The following is a 15695-nucleotide window of genomic DNA, read 5'->3' as shown; positions in this document are numbered from 1 at the left end:
GCCTCCGTGCCCACGCATGACATCATCGTGCTGGGCGCGGGCGCGGCGGGGTTGTTCTGTGCGGGCCTCGCGGGACAGCGAGGCAAGCGGGTTGCGCTGCTCGATCACGCCGATGCGCCGGGCCAGAAGATCCTGATCTCGGGGGGAGGTCGGTGCAATTTCACCAACCTCCATACCGCGCCCGACCGCTATCTCTCGGAGAATCTGCATTTCGCACGATCCGCGCTGAGCCGCTACACCCCGGCGGACTTCATCGCGCTGGTCGAGCGATATGGCATTCCCTGGCACGAGAAGACGCTGGGGCAGCTGTTCTGCGATGGATCTGCCAAGCAGATCGTGGCGATGCTGGTGGAAGAATGCCGCGCGGGCGCTGTGGACTTGCGCTGCGGTGAGCCGGTGGGCGCGGTCGAGCATGGCGACGGACTGTTCCGCATTGAATATGGCGCGCAAGTCCTGGCCGCACCGGCGCTGGTGATCGCGACCGGCGGGCCTTCGATCCCGAAGATGGGCGCAAGCGGGTTCGCCTATGACCTCGCGCGCAAGTTCGGGCTGAAGGTCGTGCAGCCGCGCCCGGCGCTCGTGCCACTGACACTTTCCGGCGAGGATGTGCTGTTCCGCGAGCTCTCCGGCGTTTCTGCCGAGGTGATTGCGCGCGCCGGAAAGGCCGCCTTCCGCGAAGCAGCCTTGTTCACGCACCGCGGGCTCTCGGGCCCGGCGATCCTGCAAGTCTCGTCGTACTGGCGGCCGGGGGAGAGCGTCAGCATCGATTTCCTGCCCGATCAAGCGCCGGACTGGCTGCTCGCCGCCAAGCGCGAACGGCCCCGCGCAGCGATGGCGCGGGCGCTGGGCGCGGTGCTGCCGGAGCGCTTGGCTGGGCGGCTTGCGGAGAGTGTGGGCGTGGCAGGCGAACTCGGCCAGACACAGGACAAGGTGCTGCGCGCGGCGGAAGCGAAGCTGAGGCGCTGGATTTTCACCCCCAGCGGCAGCGAAGGCTTTGCCAAGGCGGAAGTGACCGCAGGCGGGATCAGCACGGCGGGGCTTTCCTCGCGCACGATGGAAGCAAAGGCGGTGCCGGGGCTCTATGCCATCGGCGAGGCGGTCGATGTGACGGGCTGGCTTGGGGGCTACAACTTCCAATGGGCCTGGGCGAGCGCGCATGCCGCGGCGGGCGCGCTCGCGGAAGGGCCTCAGGGGGCGGCGTAGACCTGCTCGCCAGCAATATACGTCGCGAGCACCTTGGTCTCGTGGATCTGGCCGACCGGGACCGTCAGCGGGTTGCGATCGAGCACGATGAGGTCGGCGAACTTGCCGGGCTCCAGCGTGCCGCCCTTGTCGAGCCGGCCCATTTCAGCCGCACCATTGCGGGTGAACACGGCCATGGCCTGCTCGCGCGTTATGCGCTGGCCTGCGTTGATCGGATCACCGGTTGCGCCGGGCACCTGCCGGGTCACCAGCGTCTCGAAGGCCAGCCATGGATTGACCGAGGGGACCACCGGCCAGTCTGAACCGGTGACGACATTGGCGCCGCTTTCCAGCACATCGCGCATGGGCCAGAGCCGCTTCATGCGCTCGGGGCCAACCGCCTTGGCGATATCGACCGAAGTGATCGGCGTGGGCCACCAGATGTAGGGTGAAAGCTCCCAGGTGAAGTGCAGTTCATGGCCGCGCGGCACATCGGCGCTGTCGATGAAGGTGTTGTGGCCGATTTCATGGTGGGGCCCCGCATCGCCATTGGCCTTGCGCGCCGCCGCGATGGCCTCGACCGCCTCGCGTACCGAGCCATCGCCCGCTGCATGGAACTTGACCTGAATGCCTTGCCGATCGAACGCGGTGACGGCGGGGAAAAGCTGGTCTTCGGGGATCAGCTTGAGGCCCTTGCCATCGCCCGGGCCCTGATCGTCATGCGCGCCGCCACGGTGCTCATAGGGCGCGAGCATGACGGCGGTGCGGCCTTCGAGCGGGACGCCATCGAGGAACATCTTGACGCAATCGAGCTGGAGACGGCCGCCGCTCCACGCCTGCCGCTGCGGGATGAGGTCTTCGCTGTTGCCGTTGTTGGGGCCCCAGACGATGCAGCCGCGGGCGTACTGCTTGAGGCCGCCGGACTTGGCATAGGCAGACAGGCCCTCGATCATCTCGCGCCGGACGGCCGCATCGGTGAAGCCGACAATGCCGTAGGACAGCATCTCGTCCGTCGCGACCTTGATCGCCTGCACCTGCTGCTCGGTGGTGGCCCTGGGCATGAAGCGTTCGATATCGCGCGCGGCGACTTCGCGCAGGACGCCTGTGGGCTCACCCTTGGCGTCGCGGTCGATCACGGCGCCGGGCATGTCTTTGGTGGCGCGGGTTATCCCGGCGATGGCAAGGACTTTGGAATTGACCCAGACGCTGTGCAGGCTCTCGTCGTTGAGCATGACGGGATTGTTGGGCGCCACGGCATCGAGCAGGCGCTTGTTCTGCTCGCCCGGCTTGAATGCGGCGCCAACCCAGCTGCCGCCGGTGATCCATTCGCCGGGCTTTGCCTTGGCGGCGCAAGCCTTGACCGCCGCGACGATGGTTCTGGCGTCCGCGCCTTGCGGAAAGCGGCAGGAGAGCTTGTCGCGGCCGGCGAAGTAGGTGTGGACATGCATGTCATAGAGGCCCGGCATCACGGTGCGGCCCGCAAGATCGACGGTTCGTGCCGAAGGGGACGCCATCGCGGCGATTTCGGCATCGGAACCGGCCGCGACGATGGTGCCGTTCGAGACGGCGAGGGCCTGTACGGTGCCGGAGGGAGTCAGCACGGTGCCGTGCAGGAGGACCAGATCAACCGGCGCAGGCTGCGCGAAAGCAGGGCTGCAGCCAACCAGCACGCCGGCGAGGAGGGCAGTTCTAGAACGGTTCATGCGTCACCAACTTTCGCCAAGGGGAAACAGGAAGGAATAGGCCTGCGCGCGGCTTGGTGCGGCTTGGCCGATGCGGCCAAACTGGCGCCTGGCCCTTGCCCGCGCGGGGCAGCTTGCGGAATGGTCCGATCCGGAGGGCACACGCGGGGTCTTTGCGCATGGGACACAGGCGGGCATGCTGAAGCCGACGATCTCGGTGCTTGTGCTGCGCCACGTGGTCAATTGCCTCGATCTTGTCGGCTGCGATCCCGAACCGATGCTGGCGCGCATCGCGCTGCGGCGCGACGATCTAGACAACGCGCGCGCGGTCATGCCGCTCGAGGCGTTCCTCGCCTTTCTCGAACGCGCGGCGCAGGAAGCTGGCAATCCCTATCTCGGGCTGCAGGCGGGGCGATTGGGGGCGCTCAACAGTCTGGGCGCGCTCGGGTTCCTGTTCCTCAGCGCACCGTCGCTGCGCGCCGCCTTCTCGGGCTTTGCCGTCTATCTGGCGACGATACAGGACGCGGTGCGCAACCGTTTCAGCGCGGACGACGGCTTCGCGACGTTCGAGTATCTCATCACAGACCAGACACTGCAATCACGGCGGCAGGACGCGGAGTTCTCGATCGCGCTGATGCACAACATGTGCCGCAACTATGTCGGCGGAGAGTTCGAACTGGTCGAGGTGCGCTTCGAGCATTCCTGCGAGGGCGACGAGCGCATCTACCGAGAGTTTTTCCGCTGCCCGGTGCTCTTTGATCAGGAGACCAATGCCTTCACCTTCGAGGCGCGGTTTCTCGATTGCACGAGCCCGGTGATCGATCCGGAGCTCTTCCCGATTGTCGAGGAGCACTTGCGCCGACGCGCGGCGGAGAATGCCCGGCGCGGAACGTCGCTCGGAGCGCTCGTCCGGGCGCTTGAGGCCAGTCCGCTTGACCACGCACCGCAGCTGGAGGATGTCGCCGAGAGCATGGGTGTTTCCGCGGCGACGCTGAGCAGGCGGCTGCGGGCCGAAGGTCTGCGCTGGCGCGATCTCGTCAATGAGCGGCGCATGCAGGCGGCGGCGCGGCTGTTGCGGCAGAGCCGGCGCGATGTGGCCGAGATCGCGCTTTCGGTAGGCTTTGCCGAGAGCGCGAGCTTCATCCGCCGCTTTGGCAGGCATTTCGGGATGACCCCGCAAGCCTATCGCCGCGCCGGCAGTGACGAGATCAGCGCAGCGCAAACGCCACCAGCGCATCGCTGAGCTTCGTGCCGAAGCCGCCGTGACCGCCGGCGTTGACGACGACGTATTGACGGCCATCGGTATGGCGGAAAGTCATCGGGGTGGCGGTGGCGGGTGCCGGAACGAAAGCCTGCCAGAGCTCTTGCCCCGTCTGGATATCATAGGCGCGCAGGCGGCTGTCGAGGCTGGCGCCGATGAAGACGAGGCCGCCGCGCGTGACGATGGGGCCGCCCTGATTGGGGGCTCCCCACGCGGCGGGCGAGGTGATCCCGCTGGATGTCGTCAGACGGCCGAAGGGCACTTGCCAGCGCGTCTGGCCGGTCTTCATGTCGATGGCGGTGAGGCGGCCCCACGGCGGCGGATTGCACGGCACGCCGAGCGGCGACATCAGCACCTCGCGCAGCATGACATAGGGGGAGCCCTGCATCTCGTAGTAGGAGACGCCGGGCCTCACGTCGCGCTTGGCATCAAACTTCGCGCGCGGGACAAGGCGGACCGAAGCGGCGAGGTTCGAGGAATTCACGACGGCGAGGCCGGTGGCTGGATCGTAGGCCAGACCGCCCCAGTTGGTGCCGCCGAGAAAGCTGGGATGCAGCAGCGAGCCCTTGAAGCCGGGCGGGGTGAACAGGCCTTCGTTACGCAAAGCGGCGATGCGAGTGCGGCAGGCGGCGGTGTCGTAGCCGAGGAGGCCCCATGCGTCTTCGGTGCGCAATCGCTGCGAAGTGACGGCATGCGGCAGGAGCGGCATGGGTTGGGTGGGGGAGGCGCGTTCGCCCGGCATGTCGCTTGCGGGCATGCGGCGTTCGACCACCGGGAACAGCGGTTTGCCGGTCTCGCGGTCGAGCACGAAGATGTTGCCGGTCTTGGTCGCCTGGATCACCGCTTCGGTGGCGCGGCCGCTGTGATCGATCGTGGCGAGCGTAGGGGCGGCGGGCAGGTCGTAGTCCCACAAGTCGTGGTGGACGGTCTGATAGGACCAGACCTTGCGGCCGGTGCGCATGTCGAGCGCGACGACGGCGTTGGCATCGGGGATCCGGTCCAGGCGGTTGACGCCCAAGGTGTCCCAACTGGCGCTGCCGGTGGGGAGGAAGAGCCAGCCCCGTTTGGCATCGACGGACAAGGGCGCCCAGGCATTGGCCGCGCCGGTGACGGCGGAGATGTCGTCGGGGATCGGGTTCCATGACCACAGCTGTTTGCCGGTGATCACGTCGAACGCGCGCACGATGCCGTCGAGCGAATTGCGGTACATGTTGTCCTGCACCGCTGTGCCTAGCGCGACGACATTGCCCCAGACGGCGGGCGGCGAGGTGTTGGCGGGTTTGCCCTCGCCCTTGTAGTCCATGGCACCGAGATCGACGCGGCCGCCCGCGCCGAAGCCGGTGCAGACGCGTCCGGTATCGGCATCGAGGGCATGGAGGACGGCGTTTTGTGCGCCGTAGAGGATGCGTTTGCCGCAAGGCTGTGCGCGGGCAGCGGCCGTATCGGCCTGCCAATAGGCGACGCCCCGGCAGTAGTTCTCGTGATACATGTTGCCGGTGCGCGGCTTCTTCGGATCGAACGACCAGAGTTCGCGGCCCGAAGCAGGATCGAGCGCAACGGCGCGGCCGAAGGGAGTGCAGCCATAGAGCCGGGCGTTGATGTAGATCGGCGTCATTTCGCCGACCGTGAAGTCGACCGTGGGCGTGCCGGTGGAAACTTCGCCCGAGTGCCAGGTCCATGCCTTGCGCAGGCTGGCGACGTTGGCGGTGTTGATCTGGTCGAGCGCGGAGTACTTGGTCGAGGATGGCTGGCCGCCATAGCTCGGCCATTCGGCGGCCTGCGCTTCGACCGCAGCGATATCGGCGCGCGCGGTGACCGGGGGAGGATCAGGGGCGCGCTGGCAGGCGGCGAGGGCTGCGAGGAGAGCAAGGCTGACGCGGCGCCGCCACATGCCTGTCAACCCTTGGTTCGCGTGAAGATCTGCTGCCCGCCGACCCATGTCTCCAGAACCGTGGTGCTGTGGATTTCGGTCACCGGAATGGTGAAGGGGTCACGATCGAGCACAAGGAAATCAGCGAACTTGCCGGGTTCGAGCGAGCCTGCCTTGTCGGCGATGCCCATGCGCTGTGCCGCATTGATCGTGAACATGGTGATGGCCTGAGGAAGCGTAATCGCCTCCGCCAGGCCATAGCTGCGTGTGCTGCCGCCCGGATTGCGGCGGGTCACGGCGGTCTCGATCCCGATCCACGGGTTGGGGGAGGGGACAACGGCCCAGTCGGAGCCGGCAATCACCAGCGCGCCTGAGGCAAAGCCTTCGCGGATCGGCCAGACACGGTCAATCCGGGGGCTGCCGACGGCCATCGTGATGTCGTCGTTGATCGGCTGCGGGTCCCACAGATAGGGCGAGAACTCCACCGCCGCATGCAGGGCCTTGAAGCGCGGCAGATCGGCGGGATCGACGAAGGCGGAATGGCCGACCTGATGCTGCGGGCCGCCCATGCCATTGGCCTTGCGGGCAGCCTCGATGGCATCGAGCGAGGCGCGCACCGCGCGATCGCCAGCAGCGTGGAACAGCACGGTGACGCCAAGCTTGTCCCATGCGACAAGGTTCTTCGCCATCGCGGCGGGATCGAACAGCAGCAGACCACGCGCCGGGGCATTGGGCTGGCCTGCCTGATAATCCGCCAGCATCGCGCCGGTGTGGCTTTCGGTGGGCACGCCATCGGCAAAGACCTTGACGCAATTGGCGTTGAAGGTGGCGCGGGCGAACTTTGCACGATCTGCCAGCGTCTGATCGAACGCGGGGTTTGGGCGGCCGGATTCGGAATAGGCGATGCAAGCCTGCACGCGCTGCTTGAGCACGCCCTTGTCCGCCAGCGCCGCATAGACTTCGAGGTCGTCGCGGTAGGCCATCGCCTCGACATAACCGACGACGCCGAAGCCTGCGAGCATGGCAAGATGCGCAGAAAGCTGCCGCTCGGTCTCGGCCTGTGGCTGCGGCGGCACCTTCACGGTGAGCAGGCGACCAGCGGTTTCGCGCAGGACGCCGGTGGGATTGCCCTTCTCGTCGCGTTCGATGATCCCGCCTTCGGGATTGGCGGTGCCGGGGCCGATGCCCGCCGCCGCCAGCGCGCGCGAATTGGCCCAGACGCTGTGGCCGCTGACATCGAACAGCATGACCGGATTGTCGGGCGAGACGGCATCCAGCGTCGCCGCCGTGATCGGCGTGCCGGTCATCAACGAGGACTGCCACTGGCCGCCGCTGACCCATTCGCCGGGCTTGGCCGCCTTCACGCAAGCCGCGACGAGTTCGATCAGGCGCTGCGGTCCGGCATCCTGCGGGATGCGGCAGCGGCCTTCCTCGCCCTTGGCCTGGAGCACGGGGTGGACGTGCATGTCGTAAAGCCCGGGGAGGACGGTGCGGCCCTTGAGGTCGACGACCTTCACCCCGGTGCGCGGCCAGCGCTGTGCCTGCCTGCTGGTGCCGACGCGCTGGATGCGGGCGCCTTGTACATCCATCGCGCTGCGCCAGCCCTGCGGGGTGTAGATATGGCCGTTGATGAAGCGCAGCACTGGCCTTGGCGCGGCTTGCGCGGCAGGGGGCAAGGCGCAGGCCGCCGCGATGAACCCGGCAATCGCGAGCAAGTGGCGCGAGGTCTTCATGGCGGCAATCTCCCCATCTCGAGCTGCGCCGCCTGCCATCCCGGCAAAGCGGCGCGCCCGGTTTTCATCAGTAGCGGTAGGACGCCGTCACGCCGAAAGTGCGCGGCCGCAGCGTTTCCCGGCGGAAGAATTCGAACGGGTTCGAAGCCCGCTCGCGCCGGATCCAGGTGGACTTGTCGAGGATGTTGTTGACGAAGAGCGAGATGTCGAAGTTGCCCGGCCGCACCCCGAGCCGCGCCGACCAGAAGGCCACCGCGGGCGGCAGCGTCAGCGCGGTATCGATCGCGCCATTGGCCGGGTTCAGGTAGGGCGGCAGCCTGTTCTGCTTCGAGCGAAAGTCGAAGTCGGACCGGATATAGCTGCCCTTCTCGCGGAACACGTCGAAATCGTACTGCGCGTGGAACGAGGCGGTCCAGGGCGCGCCGAGCACGGCATCGCCCTTGCTGACGAAGGGGGCCGCCGCGGTCGGACCGCCGCGCACGGTATCGCGGAACTGCGCATCGACGTAGCCGATCTCGGCCTGCAGGGTGAGGCGGTTCGTCGGGCGGATTTCCAGCTGCAAGTCAAAGCCGCGGCTGCGCGCCTTGCCGAGGTTGTTGGTGAACTGGAACCCGCAGGAATTGAGCGCGACGGCCTGCTGGATGTCGTTCCAGTCGATCTGGTAGACGCTCGCCTGCACGCTGCCGAGCCCGCCGAACTTGCTCTTCACACCGAGTTCGTAGCTCCACACCGAGTCCGACTTGAAGGTGGTCGGACGGCCGTTCGGATAGCCGATGCTGGCAAGCTCCGGCCCGCAGAAGGTGCCGACCTGCGGGTTGTAGCCACCGACGCGGAAACCGCGCGAGGCCGAGGCATAGACCAGCGTATCGGGGGTTGCCTGGAAGTTGATGCCGAACTTGGGCGTGATCGGGTCTTCGCTCTGGCGGCCGCGGTCGTCCACCAGCGGGCCGACCACGAAGCCCTGCGCGACCGAGCGGATGGTGAAGACGGTATGGCTGTAGCGCAGACCGGCAAGGACCGAGAGCTTGTCGGTGAGCTTGTAGGTGACCTGACCGAACAGCGCGGCCTGCTCGTCGGTCGAGACGGCGTTCTGATCATAGACCGAAAAGCCCGCGACCGGCGAAGGCGCGCCGAACAGGTAGACCGGCAGATAGGGGTCAGTCACCACTTGCAGCGATGTCTGCTGGGCGTGGCTGTAGAACCCGCCGAGCACCCAGGTGAGCGGGCTTGATGCGCTGTTCGACTGCAGGCGCAGTTCGCCGGTCCAGTTCTTCTGCGCGACAAGGAAGTCCGACGGCGCGTTCTGTTCGGGGAAGAAGGGCAGGGCGTTCACCCCGGTGAACAGCGTCTGGTCGAAGTTCGTATAGTCCTGCACGAACGCCTGCTTGCGATCGAAGTACGACCCGACTGCGATCACATCGACCCCGCCTAGGCCGACGCTGACATTGAGCGAGGCGAGCGTAAATCGGTCCTTGCTCGTTTCGGCGAGTTGGTTCGCGTTACGGAAGACATGCTTGTCGTAGTCCGAGAAGATTTCCCAGCTCTCGCCGCTGTCGGCTGCCTTGATGTTCTGATAGTAGACCGCCGGCGTGATCTTCACATTGTCGACCGGCTGCCAGGTGAGGGCTACGCGCCCGACATAGCTGTCGGTCGAGTTCGCGTTCTTTTGGACAACCTGATTTGTGAACGAGCTGATCCGGTCGACCCAGCCGCCATCGCGGCGGTAATAGCCGCTGGCCGCGATACCGAGCTTGCCCGCGATGATCGGCGCGCTGATCGAGATGCCGCCTTCGCCGCTGGCCGCACCGTGCTGGGTCGCGGCTGCTTCGGCGCGGCCATAGACCTTCAGCGTATCGAGGCTGGGCTGCTGCGTGATGAAGCGCACCGTGCCACCTTCCGAGCCCGCGCCGAACAAAGTGCCCTGCGGCCCGCGCAGCACTTCCACCCGGTCGAGATCGAAGACCACCGGATAGGCATTGCCGCCGCCGTAGCCGAGCTGGCGGATCTGGATCGGCACGTCGTCGATGTAGATGCCGGTGGTTGCCGCGCCGACCGACGAATTGACGCCGCGGATCGCGATGTTCGTGGTTGTGTTCGATTTCTCGAACGCGACGCCGGGCGTCTGGCGGATCACATCGGTGAAGTTGCGGATGCCGCGGCTGTCGAGCGCCTCGCGCGAGAGCGCACTGACGCTAAGCGGGACCTTGTTGATGCTTTCGCTCTTGCGCGTGGCGGTGACGATGATCTCCCCGCTATCAGCGTTGTCGGCGGCGGCATCGGCTGCGCCCCCGGCGGCCTGTGCCATCGCTGCATCGGCCATCATGAGCGCGGCCATGGCCGTGCCTGCTGCGAGAAGGTTGGCGCTGCGCCTGATCATCGTCGTGAAACTCCCCTGTTATGGCCCACGTCTGCCTGCGCGACGCGAGGTCCAATCCGGATACAAGCTATGGCTCGGGGAGGGATTGCCATTGACCCGGGCTGGCAATGTGCAAGGCCCTTGCACGATCCGGCATATTCCGCCGGGAAACGCATGTGGTTGGCCACATCTGCCAAGCGCGCGAGCGCGGATAAACCCGTTCTAGGTGAGCGCGCCGCAGGGTGATAAGGCTGTGTGCGGGGGTAGGCATGACGCTCAACGAGGCGGCGCTGCTGGCGCTGGCCGCAATAGCGATGATGTTCATGGTCGCCGCGGTGATCGAAGCGCGCGGTCCGGCCCGTGCGCTCGGCAAGCGGGTGCGCCACGGCGCTTATACGCTGGCGCTGGGTGTCTATTGCACGAGCTGGACCTTCTACGGTGCCGTGGGCAGCGCGGTGCGCGATGGCTGGACCTATCTGCCGATCTACATCGCGCCGGTCGCGCTGCTGCTCGCCGCGCCGCGTTTCCTGACGAAGCTGGGGCAGGCGGTCGCCGAGGAAAAGGCGATGACCGTCTCGGACTTCATCGCCGCGCGCTTCGGGCACGACATTGTGGTGTCGCGGCTGGTGACGGTGATCGCGCTGCTGGGGACTGTGCCCTACATCGCGTTGCAGTTGCGCTCGATCGGCAATGCTCTCGCGCTGGTGGGGCATGCGCAGGCCTCGGTGCCGGTAATGATCGTGGCCGCCGTGCTGCTGGCGGTGTTCGCGATCCTGTTCGGCGCGCGGCGCTTCGAAATGGCCGGGCGTCACGAAGGGCTGCTGGTAGCGATCGCGTTTGAATCGCTGCTCAAGATTACCGCGCTGGTGCTGGTCGCGGGACTGGCGGTCATGATCATCGCGGGAACCCCGACGGCGCAGCTCGACAAGGCCGTGGCGACGTTTGCGGCAGGCTTTGCGCCGCCTCGGCTCAGCCTCGAATTCTGGGTGCTGTGCTTGATCTCGGCGATGGCGATAATCGCCTTGCCGCGCCAGTTCTACATGGGGCTGACGCAGGCGCAGGACCCCGCCGACCTGCCGCGCGCGCGCTTCGGTTTTGCCGCCTATCTCGCGGTGATGGCGGCGCTGGTCCTGCCCATCGCGCTCGCGGGCATGGTGCTGCTGCCGGCGGGCGATACGATGGACCTCTATCCGCTGCTGCTGCCAAGCCACGGCGGCGGACAGGCATGGCTGGTGATCGTGGCGCTGCTCGGCGGCATCAGCGCGGCGGCCTCGATGGTGATCGTCGATTCGATCGCGCTCGCAACCATGGTTTCGAACGATCTGGGTTTTGCGGCCGTGCTGCGGAGCGGCGGGCGTCGCAGCGCCGATCATGCTGGTGGTGCTGCGCATGTTCCAGGGTCTTGCGCTAGGCGGCGAATATGGCGGCGCGGCAACTTACGTGGCCGAGCATGCGCCCAACGACAAGCGCGGGCTCTACACCAGCTGGATCCAGATCACCGCGACGGCGGGCCTCGCGATGGCGCTGCTGATCGTGATCCTCGTGCGCTCGCCCGTCACCGGCGTGGGCGAGGAAGCCTTCAAGGCCTGGGGCTGGCGCATTCCCTACCTGATGTCGGGCCTGTTCCTGTGCATCGGCTTGTGGCTGCGCCTGAAGCTCCATGAATCGCCCGTGTTCCAGAAGATGAAGGCCGAAGGCACCGCTTCCAAGGCGCCGCTGACCGACGCGTTCGGCAAGTGGGTGAACCTCAAGGTCGTGCTGATCGCCTTCTTCGGCGCGATCGCTGGGCAGGCGGTGGTCTGGTACACCGGCCAGCTCTACGCGATGTACTTCCTCGAGAAGATGCTCAAGGTCGACGGGCTCACCGCGAACATGCTGGTGATGACCGCGCTGATCATGGGGACCCCGTTCTTCCTCGTGTTCGGGGCGCTGTCCGACAGGATCGGCCGCAAGCCGGTGATCCTTGGCGGCTGCGCGCTGGCGTCGCTCACGCTGTTCCCGGTGTTCCATGCGCTGGCCGCCGCCGCCAATCCGGCGCTGGCGCAGGCCCAGGCAACTGCGTCGGTTGCGGTGATTGCCAATCCAGCAGAGTGCTCGTCGCAGTTCGACCCTGTCGGCCAGAACAAGTTCGACACGACGAGCTGCGACATCGTGAAGAACGTGATGGCGAAGGCGGCGGTGAACTACACCAATGTGGCAGCACCTGCCGGCACGATCGCATCGGTCAGGATCGGCGGGGTGACCATCACCGCGCCCGATCCGACCAGGCTGACGGGTGACGAGCGCAAGGCGGCGATTGCCGCGTTCACCGCGCAAGTGGTCGGCGCACCCGCAGTGGCTGCCAAGCCCGCTGTCGTGGGCGAACTCGCCAAGGTCGGTTATCCCGCCAAGGCAGATCCCGAGGCGATCAACAAGCCGCTGGTGGTGGCACTGCTGTTCTACCTCGTGCTGCTGGTGACCATGGTCTACGGGCCCATCGCGGCCATGCTGGTCGAGCTGTTCCCGAGCCGCATTCGCTATACCTCGATGTCGCTGCCCTATCACATCGGCAATGGCTGGCTGGGCGGGCTGCTGCCGGCGATCGGCTTCGCGATGGTCGCGGCAAACGGGGATATCTACTACGGGTTCTGGTATCCCGTGGTGGTGGCTGCGGCGACCTTCGTGTTCGGGCTGATCTTCCTGCCCGAAACGCACCGCCGGAGCATCGACGGGTAAGGCCTGAAACGGACCATTTTCCCGGGAGAACCTGCCGCGCTTTGGCCTGGATCAAGGCGCGGCAGGTTGCTGCAGTGCAATAGGGCGTGATCACCCCTGAATGGAGTCGCCGCCATGATCACTGATGCCCTGCTTGCCGTCCGCACCCGCGCCGGGATCGAACTCGTGATCCGCCGCGCCGAACCTGCCGACGAGCCGGCGCTGGTCGCCTTCTTCAATGCGGTGAGCGACGAGGACCGCCGCTTCCGCTTCCTGGCCGCGTCCGCCCATGTCAGCCACGAGCAGCTCGAACCGCTGATCCATGCGGACCACTTCCGCAGCGAGAGCTTTGTCGCCATCGACTGCGCCACGGGCGAGATCGTCGCCTCGGCGCTTCTGGCCTGCGACGGGCCGCTCGATACCGCCGAAGTCGCCGTTTCGGTGCACCAGCGCTATCGCGGCAAGGGGATTGGACGGGCGGCGCTCGATGTGCTGGCCGATGAAGCCGAGGCACGCGGGGTGCGCCGGGTCATCGCCATCGAATCGCGCGACAACCATGCCGCGATCGAACTCGAACGCGAAAAGGGCTTCCTGCCCGAACCATTCGAGGGCGAGCCTTCGCTGGTGATCCTGGCAAAAACCTTCCGCTAGGTTGTGGCCACCGGATCGGGGTTGACCGGGAGGCGGTCCCGATTGCGGCAGAACTGGTATCAGGAGTGAGCCTGAATCTACGGACAAAACGCAGAAAGTGGCGGACAGGGTGTCATCAGCATTTTCTCCCTAGGGCTATGGATAGGAAGAGAATCGCAGAAGGCAATAATCGGCCGGCCCACGCTTCGACCCACACTCTTGCCAAGGTCGGTTGAGTCTTGATCTGCAGATGATTCGCCAGCGAGTGCGCACAATGTGATCGGCGCTACGGTACCTGGCACATGTATGGTCGCTTCGCCTTGTCGTGATGCGCCAACTCCCCGCAGGAGCAAGATGCGTCTATCGCTGCGCCAGCAAGCTTCCTTGCGTCCTGTGTCCGGTCACCGCGAGTTTCCCGAACCGGACTGGTCGCGCCGGCCTGGTCCGGGAACTTTCATGTCTCTAAGGCACTGCCTGACTTGTCGTTATGCCTTGCTGGTCCGGCTGAGGTCATAAGCGCCAAGGCCGGGCTTGAAGGTCTTTTCGTCGATGAACTGGCGTGTCGCTTCCTTGCGACCCTCGCCGTCGAACGAGTTGGCGGCTTCCTGCGCGCGGATCAGGTAGTCCTCGGCGTTGTCATAGGTCATCTCGCGAACGCGGCGGATCGCCCACTTCGTTGCCCGCAGCGCCTGTGGGTTCTTGCCGAGCAGAACTTCGGCGATGGCCGTTACCCGCGCCTTGAGCTGGTCGGCAGGAACCGCTTCATTGACCAGGCCCCATTCCGCAGCCTTCCTGCCATCGACATTTTCACCCATCATGCCGTGGTACATCGCGTTGCGGAAGCCGGTCAGTTCGGCGATCACCTTGCTGGCCCCGCCGCCGGGCAGGATCCCCCAGTTGATTTCCGAAAGGCCGAACTGCGCATCTTCGGCGGCAACCGCGAGATCGCAGGCGAACAGCGGCCCATAGGCACCGCCGAAGCACCAGCCGTTGATCATTGCAATGGTCGGCTTTTCGAACCAGCGCAGACGCTCCCACCAGTCGTAAGCCTCGCGTTGTGCCCCGCGGATCGCGCCGATGCCCTTCTGCTCGTTCTCGCGGAAGTATTCCTTCAAGTCCATTCCGGCGGACCAGGAGGTGCCCTCGCCGGTGAGGACCAGCACACCGACGTCTTCGCGGAACTCAAGCTCTTCGATCACGCGCTTCATCTGGCGGTTGAGCTTGGGGCTCATGCAGTTGCGCTTTTCCGGGCGGTTGAACGAGACCCAGGCGATGCGGTTTGCAACAAGGTAGGTTACAGTATCGGCTTCGGCACGTTCTGACATGGCATTCCCTTTCGGTTTTGTGTAGGAACATTATGGAAAGAATGGGTATTTTTGCTATATTACATAGCATTGTGGGTGGACATGAATCCTTCTGAAGCGATGTTCTCCAAGAATGCGGGGCTGACTGGCCTGCCGGGTTATGCGCTGCGCCGTGCGGCCAATGCCATGATGGCCGATCTCGCTGGTCGGCTCGCCAGTATCGACCTCAGGATCTCTGACTCTGCAGTCTTGCAGGTGATCGGCGAACGAACTGACATGACCTCCAGCGAAATCGGGAAAGTCCTTGAAATCCAGCGTGCCAACATGGCGCCGCTGCTGGACCGGCTCGAATCGGCCCAGTTGATCCGGCGTGAACCGATCGACCGCAAGTCCCAGGCCGTCGTGCTGACGCAGCATGGGCTGGAACAGCTGGCAACGATCCGCCGGGTTGTCCTTGAATTCGAGGAAGACCTGATGGCGCGCATTCCCGCGCGCCATCGGCCCCATTTTCTGCCAGCGCTCCGGGCCCTGATGGATTGAGCATCCGCGCAGATTTCCCGGAGCGAAGGCATTGGCCTATCAGATCGGGAAATGGCCGGGCAGGGTCTCGACCGTGATCCAGCGGGTCTCGGTGAAGCTGTCGATGCCTTGCTTGCCGCCGAACCGGCCGTAGCCCGAAGCACCGACACCGCCGAACGGCATCTGCGCCTCATCGTGAACCGTCGGGCCATTGATGTGGCAGATGCCGGACTGGATCCGGCGTGCGATGGTCAGGCCCTTGGCAATGTCCTTGGTGAACACGGCTGCCGAGAGGCCATACTGTGTGTCATTGGCCAGCTCCACCGCATGATCGGCGTCCCGCGCGCGGATCATCGCCACCACGGGGCCGAAGCTTTCGTCCCGGTAGAGGTGAGAACACCGGGAATAAAAGGGGCCACGGATCGGCCGGTAGCACCGGATTAAAAATGGGCCAGTCCTGCTAG

General features: G+C 65.7%; 9 protein-coding genes and 2 pseudogenes. 5 read left to right on the top strand and 6 right to left on the bottom strand.

What is annotated here, in order from left to right:
- Positions 1-6: 6 nt before the first annotated feature.
- Positions 7-1203, top strand: coding sequence for an NAD(P)/FAD-dependent oxidoreductase (locus K5Q19_RS21325; RefSeq protein WP_292949393.1), 1197 nt, complete (start codon positions 7-9; stop codon positions 1201-1203).
- Here the strand turns inward: K5Q19_RS21325 and K5Q19_RS21320 are convergent.
- Positions 1188-2885 carry an amidohydrolase gene (locus tag K5Q19_RS21320; RefSeq protein WP_292949390.1) on the bottom strand — a complete coding sequence of 566 codons (1698 nt, stop codon included), beginning with the start codon at positions 2883-2885 and terminating at the stop codon, positions 1188-1190. The genes K5Q19_RS21325 and K5Q19_RS21320 overlap by 16 nt on opposite strands.
- A 70-nt stretch (positions 2886-2955) precedes the next feature.
- On the opposite strand from K5Q19_RS21320, the gene K5Q19_RS21315 reads away from it, so the two are divergent.
- The gene (locus K5Q19_RS21315) at positions 2956-4107 is read left to right on the top strand and encodes an AraC family transcriptional regulator (protein ID WP_292949387.1); all 1152 of its coding nucleotides are present in this window, start codon (positions 2956-2958) and stop codon (positions 4105-4107) included.
- Here the strand turns inward: K5Q19_RS21315 and K5Q19_RS21310 are convergent.
- From K5Q19_RS21310 to K5Q19_RS21300, 3 genes are all read right to left on the bottom strand, one after another.
- Positions 4073-6016, bottom strand: a complete 1944-nt coding sequence (locus K5Q19_RS21310) for a pyrroloquinoline quinone-dependent dehydrogenase (protein WP_292949384.1) — start codon at positions 6014-6016, stop codon at positions 4073-4075. The genes K5Q19_RS21315 and K5Q19_RS21310 overlap by 35 nt on opposite strands.
- 5 nt (positions 6017-6021) lie before the next feature.
- Positions 6022-7728, bottom strand: coding sequence for an amidohydrolase (locus K5Q19_RS21305; protein ID WP_292949381.1), 1707 nt, complete (start codon positions 7726-7728; stop codon positions 6022-6024).
- 67 nt (positions 7729-7795) lie between these two features.
- Entirely contained in the window at positions 7796-10105 is a 2310-nt protein-coding gene (locus K5Q19_RS21300; protein WP_292949378.1) for a TonB-dependent receptor, read from the bottom strand.
- 1332 nt (positions 10106-11437) lie between these two features.
- Here K5Q19_RS21300 and K5Q19_RS21295 point away from each other — a divergent pair.
- Both K5Q19_RS21295 and K5Q19_RS21290 read left to right on the top strand, forming a co-directional pair.
- A pseudogene (locus K5Q19_RS21295) lies at positions 11438-12799 on the top strand (MFS transporter); the annotation flags it as partial.
- A 114-nt stretch (positions 12800-12913) separates the two neighbouring features.
- Positions 12914-13429 (top strand): GNAT family N-acetyltransferase, encoded by a 516-nt coding sequence (locus tag K5Q19_RS21290; RefSeq protein ID WP_292949375.1) that lies wholly within the window; start codon positions 12914-12916, stop codon positions 13427-13429.
- A gap of 464 nt (positions 13430-13893) precedes the next feature.
- On the opposite strand, the gene K5Q19_RS21285 is transcribed toward K5Q19_RS21290, so the two are convergent.
- Positions 13894-14733 (bottom strand): p-hydroxycinnamoyl CoA hydratase/lyase, encoded by an 840-nt coding sequence (locus tag K5Q19_RS21285; protein WP_292949372.1) that lies wholly within the window; start codon positions 14731-14733, stop codon positions 13894-13896.
- An 81-nt stretch (positions 14734-14814) separates the two neighbouring features.
- On the opposite strand from K5Q19_RS21285, the gene K5Q19_RS21280 reads away from it, so the two are divergent.
- Entirely contained in the window at positions 14815-15252 is a 438-nt protein-coding gene (locus K5Q19_RS21280) for a MarR family transcriptional regulator (protein ID WP_292949432.1), read from the top strand.
- Between the two features lie 39 nt (positions 15253-15291).
- On the opposite strand, the pseudogene K5Q19_RS21275 reads toward K5Q19_RS21280, so the two are convergent.
- Positions 15292-15621 (bottom strand): annotated as a pseudogene (locus K5Q19_RS21275) (aldehyde dehydrogenase family protein); the annotation flags it as partial.
- Positions 15622-15695 lie beyond the last annotated feature (74 nt).

The sequence above is a fragment of the Novosphingobium sp. genome, assembly GCF_019748365.1.
Lineage (GTDB): Bacteria > Pseudomonadota > Alphaproteobacteria > Sphingomonadales > Sphingomonadaceae > Novosphingobium.
This window is presented reverse-complemented; position numbering and strand designations above follow the sequence as displayed.